Consider the following 21,386-nt stretch of genomic DNA (forward strand, 5'->3'; position numbering starts at 1 on the left):
CGAACGGGACGTCGGCCCTCTCCTTGGAGGCGGCGAAGTCGGGCGCGGAGGCTTGCCCACCCGTTTCCGGCGGCCGCTCACGGGATTGCCCTCGAAGCGGACACGGGTGCCTGCGCGGCGGCGGTGGGGCGCGGACAGTGGGCGGGACGCCCGGGCTTTTCGGGCCCCGGAGCTGGCATTCACAGACTTGAGTGGAATAGACTCAACTTGTCTCACGCTGAACCAGGCAGCTTCGAAGTGGCTTCAGAAGGAGGAGTACGCGGACGTGGACGCCGAGCTGACCAACAAGAGCCGGGAGGCCGTGGGTGCCGCCAACGCCAAGGCGGTGTCCGAGGGCCACGCGGACCTCACTCCCGCGCACCTGCTGCTCGCACTGCTGGAGCAGCCTGAGAACGACAGCGTGCTGGACGTGCTCGCCGCCACCGGCGCCGACGCCGCCGCGGTGCGGACCGGGACCGAGCGGCTGCTGGCCGGACTGCCCAGCGTGCAGGGCAGCACGGTGGCGCCCCCGCAGGCGAGCCGTGAGCTGCTCGCCGTGATCGCGGACGCCACCGCACGCGCGAAGGAACTCGGGGACGCCTATGTGTCCACCGAGCATCTGCTGATCGGCATCGCCCTCAAGGGCGGGGCCGCCGGCGGGCTGCTGGCGCAGTACGGTGCCACAGGCAAGAAGCTGCAGGACGCGTTCGAGCAGATCAGGGGAGGTCAGCGCGTGACGACACCCGATCCCGAGGGCACGTACAAGGCGCTCGAGAAGTACGGCACCGATTTCACCGCCGCGGCCCGCGAGGGCAAGCTCGACCCGGTCATCGGCCGGGACAACGAGATCCGGCGCGTGGTGCAGGTGCTGTCCCGGCGCACCAAGAACAACCCGGTCCTCATCGGCGAGCCCGGTGTCGGCAAGACCGCGGTCGTCGAGGGCCTGGCCCAGCGCATCGTCAAGGGCGACGTGCCCGAGAGCCTGCGCAACAAGCGCCTGGTCGCCCTCGACCTCGGCGCGATGGTCGCCGGCGCGAAGTACCGCGGCGAGTTCGAGGAGCGGCTGAAGGCGGTCCTGGCGGAGATCAAGGCCAGCGACGGCCGGATCGTCACCTTCATCGACGAACTGCACACGGTCGTCGGCGCGGGTGCCGGCGGCGACTCCGCCATGGACGCGGGCAACATGCTCAAGCCGATGCTGGCCCGCGGCGAGCTGCGCATGGTCGGCGCGACCACGCTCGACGAGTACCGCGAGCGCATCGAGAAGGACCCCGCCCTGGAACGCCGCTTCCAGCAGGTGCTGGTCGCCGAGCCCAGTGTCGAGGACACCATCGCGATCCTGCGCGGACTCAAGGGCCGCTACGAGGCGCACCACAAGGTGCAGATCGCCGATGCCGCCCTCGTCGCCTCCGCCACCCTGTCCGACCGCTACATCACCGCGCGCTTCCTGCCCGACAAGGCCATCGACCTGGTCGACGAGGCCGCCTCGCGGCTGCGCATGGAGATCGACTCCTCGCCCGTCGAGATCGATGAGCTGCAGCGCTCCGTGGACCGGCTGCGCATGGAGGAGATGGCGCTGGAGAAGGAGACCGACCCCGCCTCCAAGCAGCGGCTGGAGAAGCTGCGCAAGGACCTCGCCGACAAGGACGAGGAACTGCGCGGCCTGACCGCCCGCTGGGAGAAGGAGAAGGAGGGCCTGAACCGGGTCGGCGAGCTCAAGGAGCGCCTGGACGACCTGACCACCCGCATTGAGCGCGCCCAGCGCGACGGCGACTTCGAGGCCGCGTCCAAGCTGATGTACGGCGAGAGGCCGAAGCTGGAGGCGGAGCTCGCCGAGGCCACCGAGGCCGAGGAAGTGGCCAAGCGCGGCACGATGGTCAAGGAGGAGGTCGGCCCGGACGACGTGGCCGACGTGGTCGCCGCCTGGACCGGCATCCCGGCCGGCCGCCTGATGGAGGGCGAGACCCAGAAGCTGCTGCGCATGGAGGAGGAGCTCGGCAAGCGGCTGATCGGCCAGGCCGAGGCCGTGCGCGCGGTGTCCGACGCGGTGCGCCGCTCCCGCTCCGGCATCGCCGACCCGGACCGTCCCACCGGCTCGTTCCTCTTCCTCGGCCCGACCGGCGTCGGCAAGACCGAGCTGGCCAAGGCGCTCGCCGACTTCCTCTTCGACGACGAGCGGGCCATGGTCCGCATCGACATGAGCGAGTACGGCGAGAAGCACTCCGTCGCCCGCCTGGTCGGCGCGCCTCCCGGCTACGTCGGCTACGAGGAGGGCGGCCAGCTCACCGAGGCCGTGCGCCGCCGCCCGTACACGGTGGTGCTGCTGGACGAGGTGGAGAAGGCGCACCCCGAGGTCTTCGACGTCCTGCTCCAGGTGCTCGACGACGGCAGGCTCACCGACGGCCAGGGCCGCACCGTCGACTTCCGCAACACCATCCTCGTCCTCACCTCCAACCTGGGCAGCCAGTACCTGGTCGACCCGGTGCTGAGCGACGAGGAGAAGAAGGAGAGCGTCCTGGAGACGGTCCGCACCTCCTTCAAGCCGGAGTTCCTGAACCGGCTGGACGACATCGTCGTCTTCACCGCCCTCGGCAAGGACGAACTGCGCCACATCGCGCGGCTGCAGATCGACCGCCTGGCCCGGCGGCTGCGCGACCGCCGGATCGGCCTCGACATCACCGACGAGGCGCTGGACTGGCTGGCCGAGGAGGGCAACGACCCGGCCTACGGCGCCCGGCCGCTGCGCCGCCTGGTGCAGACCGCGATCGGCGACCAGCTCGCCCGCGAGATCCTGGCCGGCGAGGTCAGGGACGGCGACACGGTGCGGGTCGACCGGGTCGGTGACCAGCTGCTGGTGGGGGCGGCCACCGGAAAGACTCTCTGAGTCCGGCGACGCGTCGCCGGCAGGACGGGCCGCGCTTGCACAGCGCGGCCCGCCGTGAGGGAGGATGGTGTTATCCGTACGAAGGGAACTCCAAGGTGAGCATCGACCCGTCCTCGATTCCGAATTTCGGGGGCCAGCCGGACCCCCAGCCCGGCCCTGCCGGGAACGTGGTCATTCCTGACCAGGATCTGGTCAAGCAGCTGCTGGAGCAGATGGAGCTCAAGTACGTCGTCGACGAGGAGGGCGACCTCGCCGCGCCGTGGGAGGAGTTCCGCACCTACTTCATGTTCCGCGGGGAGGAGGACCAGCAGATCTTCGCGGTCCGGACCTTCTACGACCGCCCGTACAGCATCGAGGACAAGCCTCAGCTGCACGAGGCGCTCGACGACTGGAACCGCCGCACGCTGTGGCCGAAGGTCTACACCCACACCCACGACGACGGCACCGTCCGCCTGATCGGCGAGGCCCAGATGCTGATCGGTCTCGGCGTCGGCCTGGAGCACTTCGTCTCCAGCACGGTCAGCTGGGTGCGCGCGTCCATCGAGTTCGAGAAGTGGATCCTCGAGGCGCTGGGGCTGGAGAAGGACGCCGACTCCTCCGACGGTGAGGCCGACGGCGACACCGAGGACTGACGCAGGCCAACGCGGCAGCCCGGCCCCGCACGACCGCCCCCGGCGGCCGCGCGAGGCCGGGCTGCCGCCGTTTCGGCGCCGCCGCCCGGAGCGGACCCAGCCGGTCACCCGGCCCCTACTGTGGGGCGGTGACCGTCTCCGTGCTGCTGTGCAACGACCCCCTTCGACCGGCTCGCTGCGATCCGCACTTCGCGCCGCAGGCGGATGCCGCCCGCCGGGCCGGGGCAGAGGTGGCGCTGGTGGATCACGACGCCCTGCTGCTCGGCCGCGCGGACGAGGCCGTGCGGCGCGTGCCGCACGGCCTGGGAGCGGTCTGGTACCGCGGCTGGATGATCCCCACCGACGTCTATGCCGAGCTCGACGCGGCACTGGCCGGACGAGGCGCCCACTTGCTGACCACGCCGCCGATGTACCGGACGGCACATGAACTCCCCGGCTGGTACGCCACCTTCGCCGAGGTCACACCGGCGAGCGCCTGGATACCCGGAGAACCCGGAAGACCGCCGGGTCCGCCTGCGCTCGCACGGGCCGCCGCGGATCTCCCGCACGGTCCGGGGATCGTCAAGGACTTCGTGAAGTCCCGCAAGCACGAATGGGACGAAGCCTGCTACCTGCCCGACCTCGCGGACACCTCCGCCGTCCATGCCGTGGTGTCCCGCTTCGTCGAACGGCAGGCGGACTCTCTGGCGGGCGGAGTCGTCCTTCGCGCCTTCGAGGACTTCCGGCGGGACATCGGCGAGGCCCGGATCTGGTGGCTCGACGGTGAACCGGTACTGGCGACCGGGCACCCCGACACCCCCGGGCTGCGGCCCGCACCGGCTCTCGACCCCGTCCGTCCCCTGGTGCGCAGGCTGGGCTGCCGGTTCGTCGCCACCGACCTCGCCCGGCGCAGCGACGGCGCGTGGCGCGTCGTCGAGGTCGGCGACGGACAGGTCAGCGATCTTGCCGACGGCACGGACCCGGCCGCCCTGCTCGGGCCGCTGCTCGCCATCGCCCCCGCACCCCCGCTCAACCGGTGAACGCCTCGCGGAGACGGGTCGCCGCCTCGGTGAGGACGTCGTCGCGCTTGCAGAACGCGAAGCGGACCTGGCTGCGGCCCGCGTCGGGGTCGTCGTAGAAGACGGAGTTGGGGACGGCGACGACGCCGCAGCGTTCGGGGAGGGCGCGGCAGAAGGCGAGGGCGTCCTTCTCGCCGAAGGGGGTGATGTCGGTGGTGATGAAGTACGTGCCCTGCGGCTCGTGGACCTCGAATCCGGCCGCGCGCAGCCCGTCGGCGAGCAGGTCGCGCTTGCGCCGCATGCCGTCGCGGAAGTCGCGGAAGTAGGCGTCGGGCAGGGCGAGGGCTTCCGCGACGGCGTACTGGAACGGGCCCGAGGCCACGTACGTCAGGTACTGCTTGGCCGCGCGGACCGCGCTCACCAGGGGCGGGGCGGCGGTGACCCAGCCGACCTTCCAGCCGGTGAACGAGAACGTCTTGCCCGCGCTGGAGATGGTGACGACGCGCTCGCGCAGGCCCGGGAAGCGGTCGGCCAGGGCGGCGAGCGGGATGTGCTCGCTGTCGTAGGTCAGGTGCTCGTAGACCTCGTCGGTGACGACCAGCAGGTCGTGTTCGAGCACGAGTTCCGCGACGGCGGTCAGTTCCTCGCGGCTGAGCACGGTCCCGGTGGGGTTGTGGGGGCTGTTGAGCAGCAGCAGCCGGGTGCGCGGGGTGATCGCGTCGCGCAGCGCGTCGAGGTCGGGGCGGAAGGCGGGGGCGCGCAGGGTGAGCGGGACGCGGACGGCGCCGGCCATGGCGATGCAGGCGGCGTACGAGTCGTAGAACGGCTCGAAGGCGATCACCTCGTCGCCCGGTTCGAGCAGGCCGAGCATGGCGGCGGCGATGCCCTCGGTGGCGCCCGCGGTGACCAGGACCTCGGTGTCCGGGTCGTACGTCAGGCCGTGGAAGCGCGCCTGGTGACCGGCGACGGCCTGCCGCAGCTCGGGCACGCCCGGCCCGGGCGGGTACTGGTTGCCGCGGCCGTCGCGCAGCGCCCGGACGGCGGCCTCGCGGATCTCCTCGGGGCCGTCGGTGTCGGGGAATCCCTGGCCGAGGTTGATCGCGCCGGTGCGGGCGGCGAGGGCCGACATCTCGGCGAAGATGGTGGTGCCGAACTCCGCGAGTGCGCGGTTGAGCGGGGGTCGCGAGGAGGTCATGCCCGCCATCCTCCGCCGAACCTCCGGACTTCCTCAACGTGGCTTCGTGGGTGAACACCTGCGGCGGTGCCCAACGCGCCACCTCTGACCAGGGGAAGGCCGGCGTCGTCCGGCGTCGTCGGCTGCCCTCGGACGGCCCACGGACGGCCCGAGCAACATCGGCTTCGGGCGGCCGTAATTGGCTTGACCCAGCCGCGGCTCGACGCTGCACTGTGGCGGGCGCCATGAGCGTGGTGCCGGCATTGCGGGGAGGCAGCGGCAGCAATGAAGATCCGTCCCACGACCGACCAGGACCGCGACGTTTTCGTCGACACACTCCATGCCGCGTTCGGGCGCTTCCCGGAAACCCCGACCGAGGGCGGCGGCGGAGTCTGGTGGGCGGCGCTCGAAATGGACCGCAACCTGCTGGCCACGACGGCGGATGGGCGGCCCGTCGGCACCGCGGGCGCGTACTCCTTCGAGCTCACCCTGCCCGGTGAGGCCGTCGTCCCGGCCGCCGGGGTCAGCGCCGTCGGCGTCCTGCCCTCACACCGGCGCCAAGGCGTCCTCAGCGCCATGATGCGGCATCAACTCACGGAGTTCCGGGAGCGAGGGGAGTTCCTCTCCGTACTGCTGGCCTCCGAAGCCCCGATCTACGGCAGGTTCGGCTACGGACCGGCGACCTACACGGGCCGGCTGACCGTGCCGCGCCACAAGGCCGCCCTCGCCGTACCGCGTGCGCGCGGATCGGCCGACGTCACGGCGACCGGCTCAGTCGAGCTGCTGCCGCGAGCCGAGTGCGGCGAGATCCTGGAAGAGGTCTACGACCGGTACCGCCGCGCACAGCCCGGTGCGCTGTCCCGGCCGCACCGCTGGTGGGCCCTGGGCGCAGGGCAGCCCCCCGTCGCCCCGGCACCGCGCTACGTTGCCGTCCACCGCGACACCGACGGCGTCCCGGACGGGTACGCCAGCTACTCCCTCGGAGAGTCCGACACTCTGACGGTCGACGAGACCATCGCCACCACCGACACCGCCTTCACAGCGCTGGCTCGGTTCGTGCTCGGCCACGACCTGGTCACTGAGGTCGTGTTCAAGCACGTCACGACCGATCACCCGTTGCGCTGGCAGTTTGCGGATTTCCGGGCCGGCCAGGCAACCCACACCGACTGGCTCTGGGTGCGGTTGCTGGACGTCCCGCGTGCGCTGACCGCGCGCGGCTGGTTCACGGACGGCGAGCTCGTCCTCGACGTCGACGACCCGTTCCTCGGCGAGCACGGCCGGTACCTGCTGACAGTCCGGGACGGCAAGGCGGACTGTGTCCCCACGGACCAGGAACCCGACCTGTCGCTGGACATGAGCCACCTGGGCTCGGTCTACCTCGGTGGCACCACCCCGAGCACCCTCGTGCGGGGCGGGCACATTCGGGCCCACCGCCCCGGTGCTGCCACCCTCGCCGACACTCTCTTCCGCGCCGAGCGCCCCCCGCACTGCCTGCACTGGTTCTGACCCACCGTGCAACATCTTGGTCATCTGACGTCGTTGGCACCTGGGCGAGCACGACCAGGGAGCGTGAGCGACGCCGGGTGCCTTGAGGAGGCAGGGGAATCCGCACTTGGTGCGGCAGATCAAGCAGGTGGAGGGCACGCCCTCGTTTGCCCTGCCTGATGTTGAAGATCACGGCCCTTGGACGGCCCAGTCGTTCACCCTCGGCCCCTGGTTCTGCTCCTGACGCAGACCAGGGGCCTTCGCGTACCCGGAAACCTCTGGACTTCCTCAACTCTGCTTTCGGCCGCGAGGGCCAAGGGCATCACCGTGGCACAACGGAAAGCAAGGAAAGCGGGGGGTGGTACCGATGGGACCTCTTGTTGTCATTCTGGTGATCCTCATAGGGTTCGGTCTGGTAGTGGGACTGGTGGTCGCGGCCGTACGGAGCGGCCATCGGGGGCGGGGCCGCGGCCGGAGCAGGTTCGGCTCGTCGGCCGCCGATGCGGGCGGGGCGTCGGTCGGCGCCTGGTGGGCGGGGGACAGCGGCCCGTCGCCGCACGGGGGAGGCGGGGGTCACCACGGCAGTCACCACGGCGGTCACCACGGGGGAGGCGACAGCGGCCACGGAAGCCACCACTCGTGCGGCGGCGGAGGCCACTCCTCCTGCGGCGGGGGCAGTTCCTGCGGCGGCGGCGGCGGTGGCTGCGGCGGCGGAAGCTGACGACACGAAATTGCGCATTGCCCGAGGCGAATCGCATATGCGCCCGGTGGGTTACTCACCCGTCGGGCGCATTTGTGGTGAACACCTGAACCCGTACACGCCCTTGGGGATGTAAAGCGGGTGGAGATGGGTAAAAAGGCTGAGGACGGCGCGCCTTTCATGATTGCGTATTCTCCGACCCCTGCGTGGGCGCATGCCGACGGGCGATTTCCCCACAGTCGCGGGTCGCCCCGCCTTCTTCCGTGTGAATTTTCCCTTCCCGGCCTTCTTCCCCCTTCCCTGCTTGCTCGCGATGCGCCTGCGGAGCCGATCCCATGCTCACCACCCTTCAGACCGCCTACACCGACACCCGCGCTGGGGACCTGGCCTGGTGTCTGGGAATGGACGAGCTGCCGGCGCTGGCCGTGCTCGACCGTGAACTCCCTGGCATCGGCCCGGCGGCGGCCGCCGCGCCCGCGGTCCACGTCCAGCTGCGGCTGCTCGGAGCGTCCCACCAGGTCCTCCTGGACTCCCCGAGCGGCCGGTGCTCGGAGACCGTGGCCTGCATGCCGGGCAGCAGCACGCCGCTGCCCTTCGGGGTGGCCAGACGGGTGGCCGGCTGGGACTACGAGTTCGCGGCGCGGATCGAGACGCTGACGTGGGGCGGTTTCGCCGGACGCGCACAGGAGTTGCTCGCACTCGTGGCCGATCACCCCAACGGCCTCGCGGGCACGTTCCCGGGTGATCCGCACGCGTTCACCGCGATGCTCGTGCAGTACAGCGCCGGGAGCGTGCTGTGGCGCACCTGGCACGCGTACCCCCAGGAGGGGCGGTTGGTCGCGACCCGGTCGAGGCTGAGCGCGCAGACGTGAGCGTGGGTACGGCGGGCGACCTCGGGGGCGTCAACGCGCCGCCGGGTGCCACCCGTCGCACCCCTGTGGGTGACGTCCGACGCCGTACACGTGACATAGCGTTCAGACATGATCGACCAGTCGACCTCCACCGCGGCCGGGTCCCGGCCCCCGGCGGGCCGGCTGCGGCTGCCCGTCCCGGCGGGGCAGGCGCGGGCACTGGTGCTGGCCGTGGTCTTCGTCTGCGCCGCGTGCGGGCTGGTGTACGAGCTCGAACTGGTCGCCCTCGCCTCGTACCTGGTGGGCGACTCCGTCACGCAGGCGTCCGTCGTGCTGTCGGTCATGGTCTTCGCCATGGGCGTGGGCTCCCTGCTCGCCAAGCGGCTCACCTGCACACCGGCGGTCGGCTTCGCCGCGGTGGAGATCGCGCTGGCGCTCGTCGGCGGGCTGTCGGTGATGGGGCTGTACGCGGGCTTCGCCTGGTACGGCCAGTCCCGTCCGGCCATGGTGGGCCTCGCGTTCGCGATCGGGGTGCTCATCGGGGCCGAGGTCCCGCTGCTGATGACGCTGATCCAGCGGATCCGCAGGCAGGAAGCGGGGGGCGCCGTCGCCGACCTCTTCGCCGCGGACTACGTGGGCGCCCTGGTCGGCGGCCTCGCCTTCCCCTTCCTTCTCCTTCCCTTACTGGGCCAGTTGACCGGCGCGCTGCTCACCGGCGCGGTCAACGCGGTCGCGGGCGGGATCGTCGTGCTGTGGCTGTTCCGCGCCGACGTGCCCCCCCGGGCGCGTGCCCGGCTGCTCACCGCCAATGTCGCCGTTCTCGCGGTGCTGGCCGCGGCGGCCTGGGCGGCCGGGCCCTTCGAACGGGCGGCGCGGGAGGCCCTGTACGGCGGCCACGTGCGGCTGGCCGAGCGGACCGCGGTCCAGGAGGTCGTGCTCACCGGCTCGCCGCTGCGGCTCTGGCTCGACGGGCGGCTGCGCGTGTCCGGCCGCGACGAGTACCGCTACCACGAGGCCCTGGTCCATCCCGCGATGGCAGGGCCGCACCGCCGCGTGCTCGTCCTCGGCGGCGGCGACGGCCTCGCGCTGCGGGAAGTACTGCGCTACCCCGGCGTCCGGTCGGTGACGCTGGTCGACCTCGACGCCGAACTCGTCGCGCTCGCCCGCACCGACCCGGAGCTCTCCCGGCTGAACCGGCACGCCTACCGCGACCCCCGGGTACGGGTGCGGACCGGGGACGCCTTCGACTGGCTGCGCCGGTCGCCGCAGGCTCCGGGTGCGTACGACGTCGTGCTGGCCGATCTGCCCGACCCGGGGATGTCGCGCAGCGCGAAGCTGTACTCGCAGGAGTTCTACGGCCTTGCCGAGCGCGCGCTGGCCCCGGGCGGGCGGCTGGCCGTGCACGCGGGCGCGCCGCAGAAGGGCTTCTGGACCGTCGACGCCACGGTGCGCGCGACGGGCCTGCGTACCACCGACTACTGGATCGGCGACTGGGGCTTCGTCCTCGCCGCCCGGCACCCCCCGCCCCTGCGCCTGGCGGCCGACGCCCCCCGCCTGCGCTCCCTGTCCCCCGCCTCGCTCGCGGCAGCCGCCCGCCGCGCCGGTGCCTCCGCGGTACCCGACCTGCCGCCGTCCACGTTGATGCATCCCCGCACGGGCTGACGGGGGTTGGGCGGTCGCGCGCCTCGCCGCTGCCGCCGTGCGCCGGGCTGATGCGTCTCCGTGCGGGCTGCCCCGGGCCCGGTGGGTGTCGTTCGCGACCGGCACGCGCTGTGCGGGTGCGTCTGCGGTGCCGCGATCTGCCGCGAACCACATGGGTGCATCCGCATAGAGACTGACCCGGGCCGGGCGGGCGTGTCCGTGGTGCGTGATCTGCCGCCGTCCGCGTTGATGCGTCCGCGTGCGGGCCGACCGGGGTTGGGTGAGTGTCGCTCGCGGCTGCCGTGCGTGATCTGCTGCCGGCAGGTTGACGCATCCGCGTACGAGCCGCCCCGGGCCGCCGCGCGGGTGCGTGAGGCGGGGTGCCCCGGGTCGGGTGTGTGCCGTCAGGCGCTCGTGGGCGGCACCCGGGGGCGCGAACCCGGCCCGATCGCCCGACGGATCGCGCCGGGGGCTATTAGGCTCGCCCGCATGGAGCCGCATGAGGTGTTCGTTCCGTTTCCGGCCGAAACCATTCGCCAGGCGCTCGCCGACCTGGAGCGCGTCGCCCGCTGCGTTCCCGGCCTCCAGCGCGACGCAGGTGCCGCCGAGGGCCTTGCCGGCCGGCTGAGGCTCCGCATCGGCGGTTCGACGATCACCTACCGCGGCACCCTCCGGCTGGCCCCGCGCGGCGGCGGCCTGTCCGTCGAGGGCGAGGCGGTGGAGGCCCGCGGTGCCGGCACGGTCAAGCTGGCGCTGGAGGTCGGTGTGGACGCCGTGTCGGGCGGGACGCTGCTGACCTTCACCGGCGGGGCGCAGGCCGACGGGCGGCTCGCGGAGTACGACGACGCCGTGGCGGCGGCCGCCGGGGTACGGCTGCTGGACCGTTTCGCCGCCGCCCTCACCTCCGACCTGGAGCCGGCCGGGGCGGGCATCGAGGAGGTCGCGGGCCTGGTGGACCTCGCCGAGGAGGACCTGCCCGCGCAGGTCGACGAGTTCACCGTGCACGACGTGCACGAGACCCGCGACGCCCGCGCTCCCGGGGAGCCCGGGGAACCCGGCGACGCCGCCGAGCAGCTCGACGACGACCTCGCGGGCGATCTCGACGACGAGGACGACGACATCGACGGCATCGGCCCCATCGGCCGGGTCCCCGACGTCCCGGAGGACCCCGCCGGGATCGATCTGCCCGCCGAGGCCGCCTACGCGCGCCGCACCCTCATCGGCCGCAGTGCCGAGGAGGTCGACCACGCCCCGCCGCGCGGCCGGTACGCCCCCGTGCCGGCCCCGCAGAACGGTTCGGCCACGGCGTCGCTGCGCCGCTATGCCCCGGCCGCGGCAGCCCTGCTGCTGTCGGCGGTGGTCGCGGGGCGCGTGCTGAGGCGCCGCAGGCGGTCGTTCCCGTAGGGTCTGGTGCGTGGCCACGGACCAGACCCATGACGGGCGAACCGACGAGAACGCAGTCCAACTCGAGGCAGGACAGGCACGGCTGACGATCCACCCGGATCGCGGCTGCCGTGTCGCCTCGCTGACCGTCGACGGCGTGGAGCTGCTCAGGCAGGGCGAGAAATTCGGCTCGTTCCCGATGGTGCCGTGGTGCGGCCGCACCCGGGACGGGCAGTTCCGCAACGGCGGCGTGCTGCATCAGCTGCCCCGCGACGCCGGCCCGCACGCCATCCACGGCACCGGCCGGCACACCGCGTGGGCGCAGGCACCGGGCGGCACCGCCACCGAGGCCAGCTTCTACTTCGACCTGGCCGAGCCCTGGCCGTACAAGGGCCGGGTCACCCAGCGTTTTGTGCTCGCCGAGGACCACGCCGAGCTCACCATGAGCGTGGAGACCACCGGCGACTCCTTCCCCGCCCAGGCCGGCTGGCACCCCTGGTTCCTGCGCAACCTCGGCAGCGGCGGCCAGGACGCTGAGATCGCGTTCTCCCCCGGCTGGATGGAGGAGCGCGGCGAGGACCACCTGCCCACCGGGCGCCGGGTCGACCCCAAGCCGCGCCCGTGGGACGACTGCTTCGGCATGCCGGACGGTGTGGACGTGACGCTGACCTGGCCGGGTGAGCTGCTGCTGCGGGTCACCAGCCCGGCCCCGTGGGTGGTGCTGTACGACGAGCAGCCCGAGGCGGTCTGCGTCGAGCCGCAGTCCGGTCCGCCCAACGGCCTCAACACCGACCCGCGGCTGGTGACCCCGATCGAGCCGCTGGAGATGCGCGCGACCTGGGCCTGGGAACGGCTCGGATAGGCTCGCGACCATGAGCGACGCGCGTGAAGCCCTGCTGCGGCAGATCAAGGACAAGGCCGTGGTGCACGGCAAGGTGACCCTGTCGTCGGGCCTCGAGGCCGACTACTACATCGACCTGCGCCGGATCACGCTGGACGCCGAGGCCGCCCCGCTGGTCGGCCAGGTCATGCTGGACACCACCGCCGACCTGGACTTCGACGCGGTCGGCGGGCTCACCCTGGGCGCCGACCCGGTCGCCACCTCGATGCTGCACGCCGCCGCCGCGCGCGGCCGGAAGCTGGACGCGTTCGTGGTCCGCAAGGCGCAGAAGGCGCACGGTATGCAGCGCCGCATCGAGGGCCCGGACATCGCGGGCCGCCGGGTGCTGGTCGTGGAGGACACCTCCACCACCGGCGGCTCCCCGCTGACCGCCGTGGAGGCCGCCCGCGAGGCCGGCGCCGAGGTGGTCGCGGTCGCCGTGATCGTCGAGCGCGGCGCCGCGCCGGCCATCGCGGAGGCGGGTCTTCCGTACCTCAAGGCCTTCGGTCTCGAGGACCTCGATCTGGCCTGACTCCCGTCCTGAGCTGGGGTTTTCATCAGGGGTCGGTGGTTTCACGTGAAACCACCGACCCCTGACGTATGTCCGCGGTGCGCATAGTGTGGAGCTGATGCGGTCGTCTGCCAAGATGGGGGCGACGATGACGTCGATCCCAGGTCAGGGTCACTCACCGAACAACCCGCACATCACAAGGAGCGGACACAATGCCCATCGCAACCCCCGAGATCTACAGCGAGATGCTCGACCGGGCGAAGGCAGGCAGGTTCGCCTACCCGGCCATCAACGTGACCTCGACCCAGACCCTGCACGCCGCGCTGCGCGGCTTCGCGGAGGCGGAGAGCGACGGCATCGTCCAGATCTCCACGGGCGGCGCCGAGTTCCTCGGCGGCCAGTACAACAAGGACATGGTCACCGGTTCGGTGGCGCTCGCCGAGTTCGCGCACATCGTCGCGGAGAAGTACCCGGTCAACGTCGCGCTGCACACCGACCACTGCCCGAAGGACAAGCTCGACGGCTATGTGCGCCCGCTGCTGAAGATCTCGCAGGAGCGCGTGGCCGCCGGCCGCAACCCGCTGTTCCAGTCGCACATGTGGGACGGCTCCGCCGAGACCCTCGACCACAACCTCGCCATCGCGCAGGAGCTGCTGGCCGAGGCCGCCAAGGCGAAGATCATCCTCGAGGTGGAGATCACCCCCACCGGCGGTGAGGAGGACGGCGTCTCCCACGAGATCAACGACGAGCTCTACACCACCGTCGAGGACGCGCTGCGCACCGCCGAGGCCCTCGGCCTGGGCGAGAAGGGCCGCTACCTGCTCGCCGCCTCCTTCGGCAACGTGCACGGTGTCTACAAGCCGGGCAACGTCGTGCTCCGCCCCGAGCTCCTGAAGGACCTCCAGGCGGGCGTGGGCGCCAAGTACGGCAAGCAGGAGCCGTTCTGGTTCGTCTTCCACGGCGGCTCCGGCTCCACCAAGCAGGAGATCGCCACGGCGCTGGAGAACGGCGTCGTCAAGATGAACATCGACACCGACACCCAGTACGCCTTCACCCGCCCGGTCGTGGAGCACATGTTCCGCAACTACGACGGTGTGCTGAAGGTCGACGGCGAGGTCGGCAGCAAGAAGCAGTACGACCCGCGCACCTGGGGCAAGTCGGCCGAGGCCGGCATGGCCGCCCGCGTCGTCGAGGCCTGCGGCGACCTGCGTTCCGCCGGTACCCGCATGAAGTAGCCGTCGCCCGCGCGCACGGCACCGCCACCGGGCCCGGTCCCTCCACGAGGAGGGGCCGGGCCCCGGCCATACTGGGGCCCATGGCCATTCACGAGAACCTGCTCGGGGGACCGCCCCCGACCCACCTGCCCGACGACCCCGAGCCGCGCGAGCTGCTCGCCTCCGGGGCGGCCGCCGCGGATGTCGCCGCGAAGTACCCGACGTCCTCCCTGGCCTGGGCCGAGCTGGCGGACGATGCCTTCGCCGGCGGCCGGGTCGTCGAGTCGTACGCCTACGCGCGCACCGGGTACCACCGCGGCCTGGACGCCCTGCGCCGCAACGGCTGGAAGGGCCACGGCCCGGTGCCCTGGGAGCACGAGCCCAACCGCGGCTTCCTGCGCGCCCTGCACGCGCTGGCGCGGGCCGCGCAGTCGATCGGCGAGAAGGAGGAGTACGAGCGCTGCTCGACCTTCCTGCGGGACTCCTCCCCGACCGCCGCGGACACCCTGGGCTGATGCCCGCGGGGCCCGGAACGGCCGAGCCAGGACCATCGCGGCAGGTGGGAGGGGCTTGCCGGACCGGGCCCCGACCACGCATGATGCGCGATGGGTCCGGCACGCGCGTGAGCGCCGGCCCGAGGGGACCGGGGCCCGCCGTCGTACGGCGGGGGGCAGACCGCTACCCGGTAGCTCGTATTCACGGAGACACCGATGTCCCACCACCCCGATGTTTCCCAGGCGGCCCCCGAGGCCCCGCACCTGGACTTCGAGGGAACGACCCCGTACGAGGACTACGTCCAGGCGGACGTCCTCACCCATCTCCAGCAGCCCCGCTCCGACGACCCCGGCGAGATGGTCTTCCTGGTGACCACCCAGGTCATGGAGCTGTGGTTCACCGTCATCGTGCACGAGTGGGAGACCGCCTCCCGGGCGCTGGCCGCCGACGACCTGCCGACGGCGCTGGCGGCGCTCAAGCGCAGCACGTACGAACTGGAGTCGCTGAACGCCTCCTGGGAGCCGATCGCGCACCTCACCCCGGCGCAGTTCAACGCCTACCGCGCCGCGCTCGGTGAGGGTTCCGGCTTCCAGTCCGCGATGTACCGGCGCATGGAGTTCCTCCTCGGCGAGAAGTCGTCCTCCATGCTGGTGCCGCACCGCGGCTCGCCGCGCGTCCACGCCGAGCTGGAGAAGGCGCTCCACGAGCCGAGCCTGTACGACGAGGTGCTGCGCCTGCTGGCGCGGCGCGGGCACGCGATCCCGGCGCGGGACGACCTGTCCCAGCGGTACGAGGGCGATCCGGCCGTCGAGCGGGCCTGGCAGGAGATCTACTCCGGCGACCAGGACGCCGACCTGGTGCGGCTCGGCGAGGCGCTGACCGAGGTCGCCGAACTGGTCTGGCGCTGGCGCAACGACCACCTGGTCGCCACCCGCCGCGCGATGGGTGCCAAGACCGGCACGGGCGGCTCCGCGGGGGTCGCCTGGCTGGAGAAGCGCGCCACGAAGAACGTGTTCCCCGAGCTCTGGACGGCCCGCAGCCATGTCTGACAATCCGCACCTCCCCGAGTCCGAGTCCGACTCCGAGTCCCCGGCGGCGAAGGCGCTGCGCCTCGACACCGCCGACGAACTGGCCAAGGTCCGCGACCGCTTCGTGATGGACGACGTGATCTACCTGGACGGCAACTCGCTGGGCGCGCTGCCCGCCGGGGTGCCGGACCGGATCGCGGACGTCATCGCGCGCGAGTGGGGCGCGCTGCGCATCCGCTCGTGGGACGAGAGCGGCTGGTGGACGGCGCCCGAGCGGATCGGCGACCGTGTCGGCGCGCTGGTCGGCGCCGCCGCCGGCCAGGTCGTGGTCGGCGACTCCACCAGCGTCAACGTCTTCAAGGCCGTCGTGGGTGCCGTTCGGATGGCCCAGCAGGCCGACCCGGCCCGCACCGAGGTGCTGGTCGACGCCACGACGTTCCCCACCGACGGCTACATCGCGGAGTCCGCCGCCCGGATGACCGGCTGCTCGATCCGCGCGGTCGACGCCGACGGCATCGCCGCCGCGGCCGGCCCGCGCACCGCCGTCGTCCTGGTCAACCACGTCGACTACCGCACCGGCCGGCTCAACGACCTGCCGGGCACCACCGCCGCGGTCCACGCCGCCGGCGCGCTGGTGGTCTGGGACCTGTGCCACACGGCCGGGGCGCTGCCGGTGGGCCTGGACGAGCACGGCGTCGACCTGGCGGTCGGCTGCACGTACAAGTACCTCAACGGCGGCCCGGGCGCACCCGCGTACCTCTACGTCCGCCGCGACCTGCAACCGCGCTTCGACTCGCCGCTGCCGGGCTGGAACTCCCACCGCGACCCGTTCGCGATGGAGGCCGCCTACCGTCCCGCCGACGGCAGCGTCCGCGGCCGGGTCGGCACCCCGGAGATCCTGTCGCTGCTGGCGCTGGACACGGCCCTCGACGTCTGGGACGGCGTGTCGCTGGGCGCGGTGCGGGCCAAGAGCCTGGCCCTGACCGACTTCTTCCTGGAGTGCGTGGCCGCGTACGTCCCGGCGGGGGCTGTCACCGCGGTGACCCCGGCCGCGCACGCCGAACGCGGCAGCCAGGTCGCCCTGCGGTGCGCCGGCGCGGGCGCGGTGATGACCGAACTCATCGCCCGGGGCGTGGTGGGGGACTTCCGGGAGCCGGATATCCTCCGCTTCGGATTCACCCCGCTGTACACGAGGTTCGCGGACGCGGAGCGCGCGGCGCGGGTCCTCGCCGAGGTCCTCGAAGGAAGCCGGTAAGCATGCACGACCCCACCCCGCCCCCCGTCTCCGCCGGCCGGCCGGAGACGGCTTCCGGGCCGAGCGAGTCCACCGCGGCCGGCGTCGCCGGGGCGGGGGAGGGGGCCGCGCTGCGGGACGCCGCCGAGGAGGCGTCGGCGCTGGGGCACGCCCCCGTGGCGCCGGACGCCACCGCCGCGTACGGCGAACACCCCGACCAGATCATCGACTTCCACCGTCCGGCCGGCGCCGCCGAGGGGCGGCCTGGGCCGCTCGTGGTGTTCTTCCACGGCGGCGCCTGGCGGACCGCGTACGACAGGAGGCACGTCTCGCCGCTCGCGGCGTTCCTGGCGCGGCGCGGCTTCGCCGTGGCCTCGGTGGAGTACCGCCGGGGCAACGGCGGTTCGGCGGCAGGGCGCTGGCCGGACACCTTCGACGACGTGGCCGCCGCCGTGGACGCCGTGCCGGACCTGGCCGTGGCGGCCCTGGGCCCGCAGGCCGTGGACCCCCGGCGGATCGTGCTCGCCGGGCACTCCGCCGGTGGCCACCTCGCGCTGTGGGCGGCGGCGCGGCACGTACTGCCGCCGGAGTCGCGCTGGCACCGCCCGGCGCCCGCCCCGCTGCGCGGGGTGGTCGCGCTGTCGCCCCTGGCGGACTTCACGACGGCGGTGGAGCTGGACGTGTGCTCCGGCGCGGTCGCGGAACTGCTCGGCGGCCCGGAGCAGCTGGCGTCGCGCGGCCCCGAGACCGACCCGGCCGCGCTGCTGCCCACCGGCATCCCGGTGGCCGTCGTGCACGGCAGCGCCGACACCGTGGTGCCGCCGCGGGTGGCGGAGGCCTTCGTGACCGCGACGGCCAAGGCGGGCGAGGAGGCGCAGCTGACGCTGCTGGCGGACGTGGGCCACTTCCCGGTCATCGACCCGGACGCCGACGCGGCGGCCGTGGTCGCCGAGGAGATCGCGCAACTGGCCTGGTGACGCCCGTGTCGTACTTGAGACGGATGCCCGGACGTCATCTTCTGCGGTGACGACGGCGAACGGAGCGATCCCTACGGTGAGAACGTGACCGAGACAAGCCAGACCACGCTGCGGACCGAGCTCCGCATGGCGCGGGGCGCCCTTCAGGGGCTGCGACGGGACCTGATAACCGACGCCTTCGCCTTCCATCCGATGGCGCCGCTCCGTGACGGGCACCCCCTGCTCGGCCTGGTGCCGCGCCGGTTCCGGGGCTACGCCCGCTGGCTGCCGCACGCGACGCTGACCGGCTTCACGGTGCTGCTGATGCTGACGGCGACGGAGGGCTACGCCGGGCTCGGCGGCGTGCTGGCCGCGCTGCTCGCCGGGGTGCCGCTGCTGACGACGATGTTCCGGCCGATCGGCGCCTGGTGGCTGTCGTTCGGGGCGACGTTCGTGACGGCGCTGCTGTACTCCGGCTGGTCGTCCACAGGGCCGTGGACGGACACCGGGTTCGTCTCGCACCTGGTGGTGATGGGGGTGGTGGCGGCGCGCACCCGGCCGCGGGTGGCCGCCGAGATGTGGCTGCTCACCGCGCTGCTGGCGCTCGCCTTCAGCTCTTGGGCGGACTGGTACGGGGCCGACCCGTTCATCATGATCTTCCTGTCCGGGGTCGTGCTGTTCGTCGTGGCGGCGGTGCGCGGGCTGCGCGACTCCCGCAAGGAGGTGGCCGCGCAGGTCGCCGTCACCGAGGTCGAGCGCACCCGGCGCACGCTGCTGGAGGAGCGCACGACCATCGCCCGCGAACTGCACGACGTCGTCGCCCACCACATGTCGGTGATCGCCATCCAGGCGGAGGCCGCCCCCTACCGCGTCGAGAACCCGCCCGAGGAGCTGACCCAGAGCTTCGCGATCATCCGCGAGAACGCCGTCATCGCCCTCACCGAACTGCGCCGGGTGCTCGGTGTCGTACGGGCGGAGGACTACCAGGCCCCGGACGCGCCGCAGCCGACCCTCGCCGACCTCGACCGGCTGATCGCCAACGTGCGCGAGGCAGGGCTCCAGGTGGAGAAGACGGTCACCGGCGCGGTGCGCGAACTGCCGCAGGGCGTCGAGCTGTCGGCGTACCGGATCATCCAGGAGGGGCTGAGCAACACGCTGCGGCACGCGCCGGGCGCCGCCGCCCGGGTCGAGATCTCCTACGTCCTCGGCGGGATCGGCCTGCGGGTCCTCAACGGGCCGCCGCGCGGCCTCCTCAAGCCCTCGCCGGGCGCCGGCCACGGCATCACCGGCATGCGGGAGCGGGTGACGATGCTCGGCGGCGAGATGACCGACGGGACCACCGACGACGGCGGCTACGAGATCGCGGTCTTCATCCCGGTCCCCGGGGAGCGGGCATGACCGGGAAGACCATCCGGGTGCTGATCGCGGACGACCAGATGATGGTCCGCGAGGGGTTCTCGGTGCTGCTCAACGCGCAGCCGGACATCGAGGTGGTCGGCGAGGCGGTCGACGGCCGGCAGGCGGTCGAGCAGGTCGCCGCGCTGCGGCCGGACGTGGTCCTGATGGACATCCGCATGCCCGAGATGAACGGGCTGGAGGCGACCCGCGAGATCGTCGCCGCGGACGCCGATGCCAAGGTGCTCGTACTGACCACCTTCGACCTGGACGAGTACGTCTACCAGGCGCTGCGGGCGGGCGCGTCGGGCTTCCTGCTCAAGGACGCCTCCGCGCGCCAGCTCGCCGACGGGGTGCGGGTCGTCGCCGCCGGGGACGCCCTGCTGGCCCCGGCGATCACCCGCCGGCTCATCACCGAGTTCAACCGGCTCGGCACACCGCGGCCACCGACCCAGGAGCGCGTCGGCGACCTCACGGAGCGTGAGACCGAGGTGCTGGTGCTGGTCGCCCAGGGACTGTCCAACGCGGAGATCGCCGGGCACCTGGTCGTCGCGGAGTCCACGGTGAAGACCCACGTGAGCCGGGTACTGGTGAAGCTCGGGCTGCGGGATCGGACCCAGGCGGCGGTCTTCGCGTACGAGGCGCGGCTGGTCACCCCTGGCGGCTGACGGGACGGAGGGTAGTCTCCGCACATGAGCAGCCCTGCGACCGCCTTCGATCCCTGGTCGGCCGAGTTCGTGGCCGACCCCTACCCGGCGTACTCCCGGCTTCGGGCGGAGGGCCGCGCGCACTGGTTCGAGCCCAGCGGCCAGTGGCTGATCCCGCACTACGCGGACGTCAGCGCACTGCTGCGGGACCGCCGCCTCGGCCGTACCTACCTGCACCGCTTCAGCCACGAGGACTTCGGGCGCACCCCGCCGCCGCCCGAGCACGAGCCCTTCACCGTGCTCAACGGCAACGGCCTGCTGGACCTGGAGGCCCCGGACCACACCCGCATCCGGCGGCTGGTCTCCAAGGCCTTCACCCCGCGCACCGTCGAACGCCTCACCCCGACCGTCCAGCGGCTGGCCGGCGAACTCGTCGAGCGGCTGGTCGCCGAGGGCGGCGGCGACCTGATCGCCGCCGTCGCCGAACCGCTGCCGGTCGCCGTCATCGCCGAGATGCTCGGGATACCGGCCCGCGACCGGCATCTGCTGCGGCCGTGGTCCGCGGACATCGTCGGGATGTTCGAGCTCAACCCGACCGAGGAGGCCGCCCGACGGGCGGTCCGGGCGAGCGTGGAGTTCTCCGAGTACCTGCGCGAACTGATCGCCGAGCGGCGCAAGGCCCCCGGCGAGGACCTGATCAGCGCGCTGATCGCGGCGCATGACGAGGGGGACCGGCTCAGCGAGCAGGAGATGATCTCCACCTGTGTGCTGCTGCTGAACGCCGGGCACGAGGCGACGGTCAACACCACCGGGAACGGCTGGTGGACGCTGTTCCGGCACCCCGAGCAGCTGGCGGCGCTGCGCGCGGCGCCGGAGGAGCTGCTGCCGACCGCGATCGAGGAACTGCTGCGCTTCGACACCCCGTTGCAGATGTTCGAGCGCTGGGTGCTGGACGACATCGAGGTCGGCGGCACCGTTATCCCGCGCGGCAGCGAGGTGGCCCTGCTGTTCGGGTCCGCCAACCGCGACCCCGAGCGGTTCGCCGACCCGGACAGCCTGGACCTGACGCGGCCCGACAACCCGCACATCACCTTCGGCGCCGGGATCCACTACTGCCTCGGCGCACCCCTGGCCCGCATCGAACTCGCCGCGTCCTTCTCGGCCCTCCTGCGGCGCGCGCCGCGGCTGGAACTGGTGGCGGAACCGGCCTGGAACGAGGGATATGTCATCCGCGGCCTGCGGGAACTGCGCGTCAGCTGCTGAACGCCGGCGCGCCCCCGGCCGCCCGGTTCTCCCGGG

Annotated in this window: 18 protein-coding genes; 17 read left to right on the forward strand and 1 reads right to left on the reverse strand. The window is 72.6% G+C overall.

The window, feature by feature from the left end:
- Window positions 1-265: 265 nt before the first annotated feature.
- The 3 genes from clpB (at window position 266) to ACIP9H_RS30105 (ending at window position 4,514) form a co-directional block, all read left to right on the forward strand.
- Window positions 266-2,863 (forward strand): ATP-dependent chaperone ClpB, encoded by a 2,598-nt coding sequence (gene clpB, locus ACIP9H_RS30095; RefSeq protein WP_401591842.1) that lies wholly within the window; start codon window positions 266-268, stop codon window positions 2,861-2,863.
- A gap of 95 nt (window positions 2,864-2,958) precedes the next feature.
- Window positions 2,959-3,495, forward strand: a complete 537-nt coding sequence (locus tag ACIP9H_RS30100) for a YbjN domain-containing protein (protein WP_401591844.1) — start codon at window positions 2,959-2,961, stop codon at window positions 3,493-3,495.
- A 128-nt stretch (window positions 3,496-3,623) separates the two neighbouring features.
- On the forward strand, window positions 3,624-4,514 hold the full coding sequence (locus ACIP9H_RS30105) for an ATP-grasp domain-containing protein (protein ID WP_401591846.1): 891 nt from the start codon (window positions 3,624-3,626) through the stop codon (window positions 4,512-4,514).
- Here ACIP9H_RS30105 and ACIP9H_RS30110 read toward each other — a convergent pair.
- Window positions 4,504-5,697 carry a pyridoxal phosphate-dependent aminotransferase gene (locus ACIP9H_RS30110; protein WP_401591848.1) on the reverse strand — a complete coding sequence of 398 codons (1,194 nt, stop codon included), beginning with the start codon at window positions 5,695-5,697 and terminating at the stop codon, window positions 4,504-4,506. The two genes, ACIP9H_RS30105 and ACIP9H_RS30110, sit on opposite strands and share 11 nt — an antisense overlap.
- 255 nt (window positions 5,698-5,952) lie before the next feature.
- Between ACIP9H_RS30110 and ACIP9H_RS30115 the strand changes: the two genes are divergently transcribed.
- The 14 genes from ACIP9H_RS30115 (at window position 5,953) to ACIP9H_RS30180 (ending at window position 21,350) form a co-directional block, all read left to right on the forward strand.
- The gene (locus ACIP9H_RS30115) at window positions 5,953-7,173 is read left to right on the forward strand and encodes a GNAT family N-acetyltransferase (RefSeq protein WP_401591850.1); all 1,221 of its coding nucleotides are present in this window, start codon (window positions 5,953-5,955) and stop codon (window positions 7,171-7,173) included.
- Window positions 7,174-8,187: 1,014 nt separating this feature from the next.
- Window positions 8,188-8,724: a DUF2617 family protein gene (locus ACIP9H_RS30120; protein WP_401591852.1), complete on the forward strand. Its 537-nt coding sequence runs from the start codon at window positions 8,188-8,190 to the stop codon at window positions 8,722-8,724.
- A gap of 108 nt (window positions 8,725-8,832) precedes the next feature.
- Window positions 8,833-10,365 (forward strand): polyamine aminopropyltransferase, encoded by a 1,533-nt coding sequence (locus tag ACIP9H_RS30125; RefSeq protein WP_401591854.1) that lies wholly within the window; start codon window positions 8,833-8,835, stop codon window positions 10,363-10,365.
- A 468-nt stretch (window positions 10,366-10,833) separates the two neighbouring features.
- Window positions 10,834-11,748: an SRPBCC domain-containing protein gene (locus ACIP9H_RS30130; RefSeq protein WP_401591856.1), complete on the forward strand. Its 915-nt coding sequence runs from the start codon at window positions 10,834-10,836 to the stop codon at window positions 11,746-11,748.
- A gap of 10 nt (window positions 11,749-11,758) precedes the next feature.
- Window positions 11,759-12,589, forward strand: coding sequence for an aldose 1-epimerase (locus ACIP9H_RS30135; protein WP_401591858.1), 831 nt, complete (start codon window positions 11,759-11,761; stop codon window positions 12,587-12,589).
- Window positions 12,590-12,599: 10 nt separating this feature from the next.
- Complete coding sequence (gene pyrE, locus ACIP9H_RS30140) at window positions 12,600-13,139, forward strand: orotate phosphoribosyltransferase (RefSeq protein ID WP_360900354.1); 540 nt, start codon at window positions 12,600-12,602, stop codon at window positions 13,137-13,139.
- A 191-nt stretch (window positions 13,140-13,330) separates the two neighbouring features.
- Window positions 13,331-14,353 carry a class II fructose-bisphosphate aldolase gene (fbaA, locus tag ACIP9H_RS30145; protein ID WP_401591860.1) on the forward strand — a complete coding sequence of 341 codons (1,023 nt, stop codon included), beginning with the start codon at window positions 13,331-13,333 and terminating at the stop codon, window positions 14,351-14,353.
- A gap of 80 nt (window positions 14,354-14,433) precedes the next feature.
- Window positions 14,434-14,847, forward strand: coding sequence for a DUF3151 domain-containing protein (locus ACIP9H_RS30150; RefSeq protein WP_401591862.1), 414 nt, complete (start codon window positions 14,434-14,436; stop codon window positions 14,845-14,847).
- Window positions 14,848-15,042: 195 nt separating this feature from the next.
- Window positions 15,043-15,876: a tryptophan 2,3-dioxygenase family protein gene (locus tag ACIP9H_RS30155; protein ID WP_401591864.1), complete on the forward strand. Its 834-nt coding sequence runs from the start codon at window positions 15,043-15,045 to the stop codon at window positions 15,874-15,876.
- Window positions 15,869-17,110: a kynureninase gene (gene kynU, locus ACIP9H_RS30160; RefSeq protein ID WP_401591866.1), complete on the forward strand. Its 1,242-nt coding sequence runs from the start codon at window positions 15,869-15,871 to the stop codon at window positions 17,108-17,110. The genes ACIP9H_RS30155 and kynU overlap by 8 nt, the downstream gene beginning before the upstream one ends.
- 2 nt (window positions 17,111-17,112) lie before the next feature.
- Window positions 17,113-18,066, forward strand: coding sequence for an alpha/beta hydrolase family protein (locus ACIP9H_RS30165; RefSeq protein ID WP_401591868.1), 954 nt, complete (start codon window positions 17,113-17,115; stop codon window positions 18,064-18,066).
- An 84-nt stretch (window positions 18,067-18,150) separates the two neighbouring features.
- Window positions 18,151-19,443: a sensor histidine kinase gene (locus ACIP9H_RS30170; protein WP_401961860.1), complete on the forward strand. Its 1,293-nt coding sequence runs from the start codon at window positions 18,151-18,153 to the stop codon at window positions 19,441-19,443.
- A complete protein-coding gene (locus ACIP9H_RS30175) occupies window positions 19,440-20,108 on the forward strand; it encodes a response regulator (protein WP_401591872.1) in 669 nt (222 codons plus the stop codon). Before ACIP9H_RS30170 ends, ACIP9H_RS30175 begins: the two co-directional genes overlap by 4 nt.
- 24 nt (window positions 20,109-20,132) lie before the next feature.
- A complete protein-coding gene (locus ACIP9H_RS30180; RefSeq protein WP_401591874.1) occupies window positions 20,133-21,350 on the forward strand; it encodes a cytochrome P450 in 1,218 nt (405 codons plus the stop codon).
- Window positions 21,351-21,386: the final 36 nt, after the last annotated feature.

The organism is Streptomyces sp. NPDC088732 (genome assembly GCF_044751205.1).
GTDB lineage: Bacteria > Actinomycetota > Actinomycetes > Streptomycetales > Streptomycetaceae > Actinacidiphila.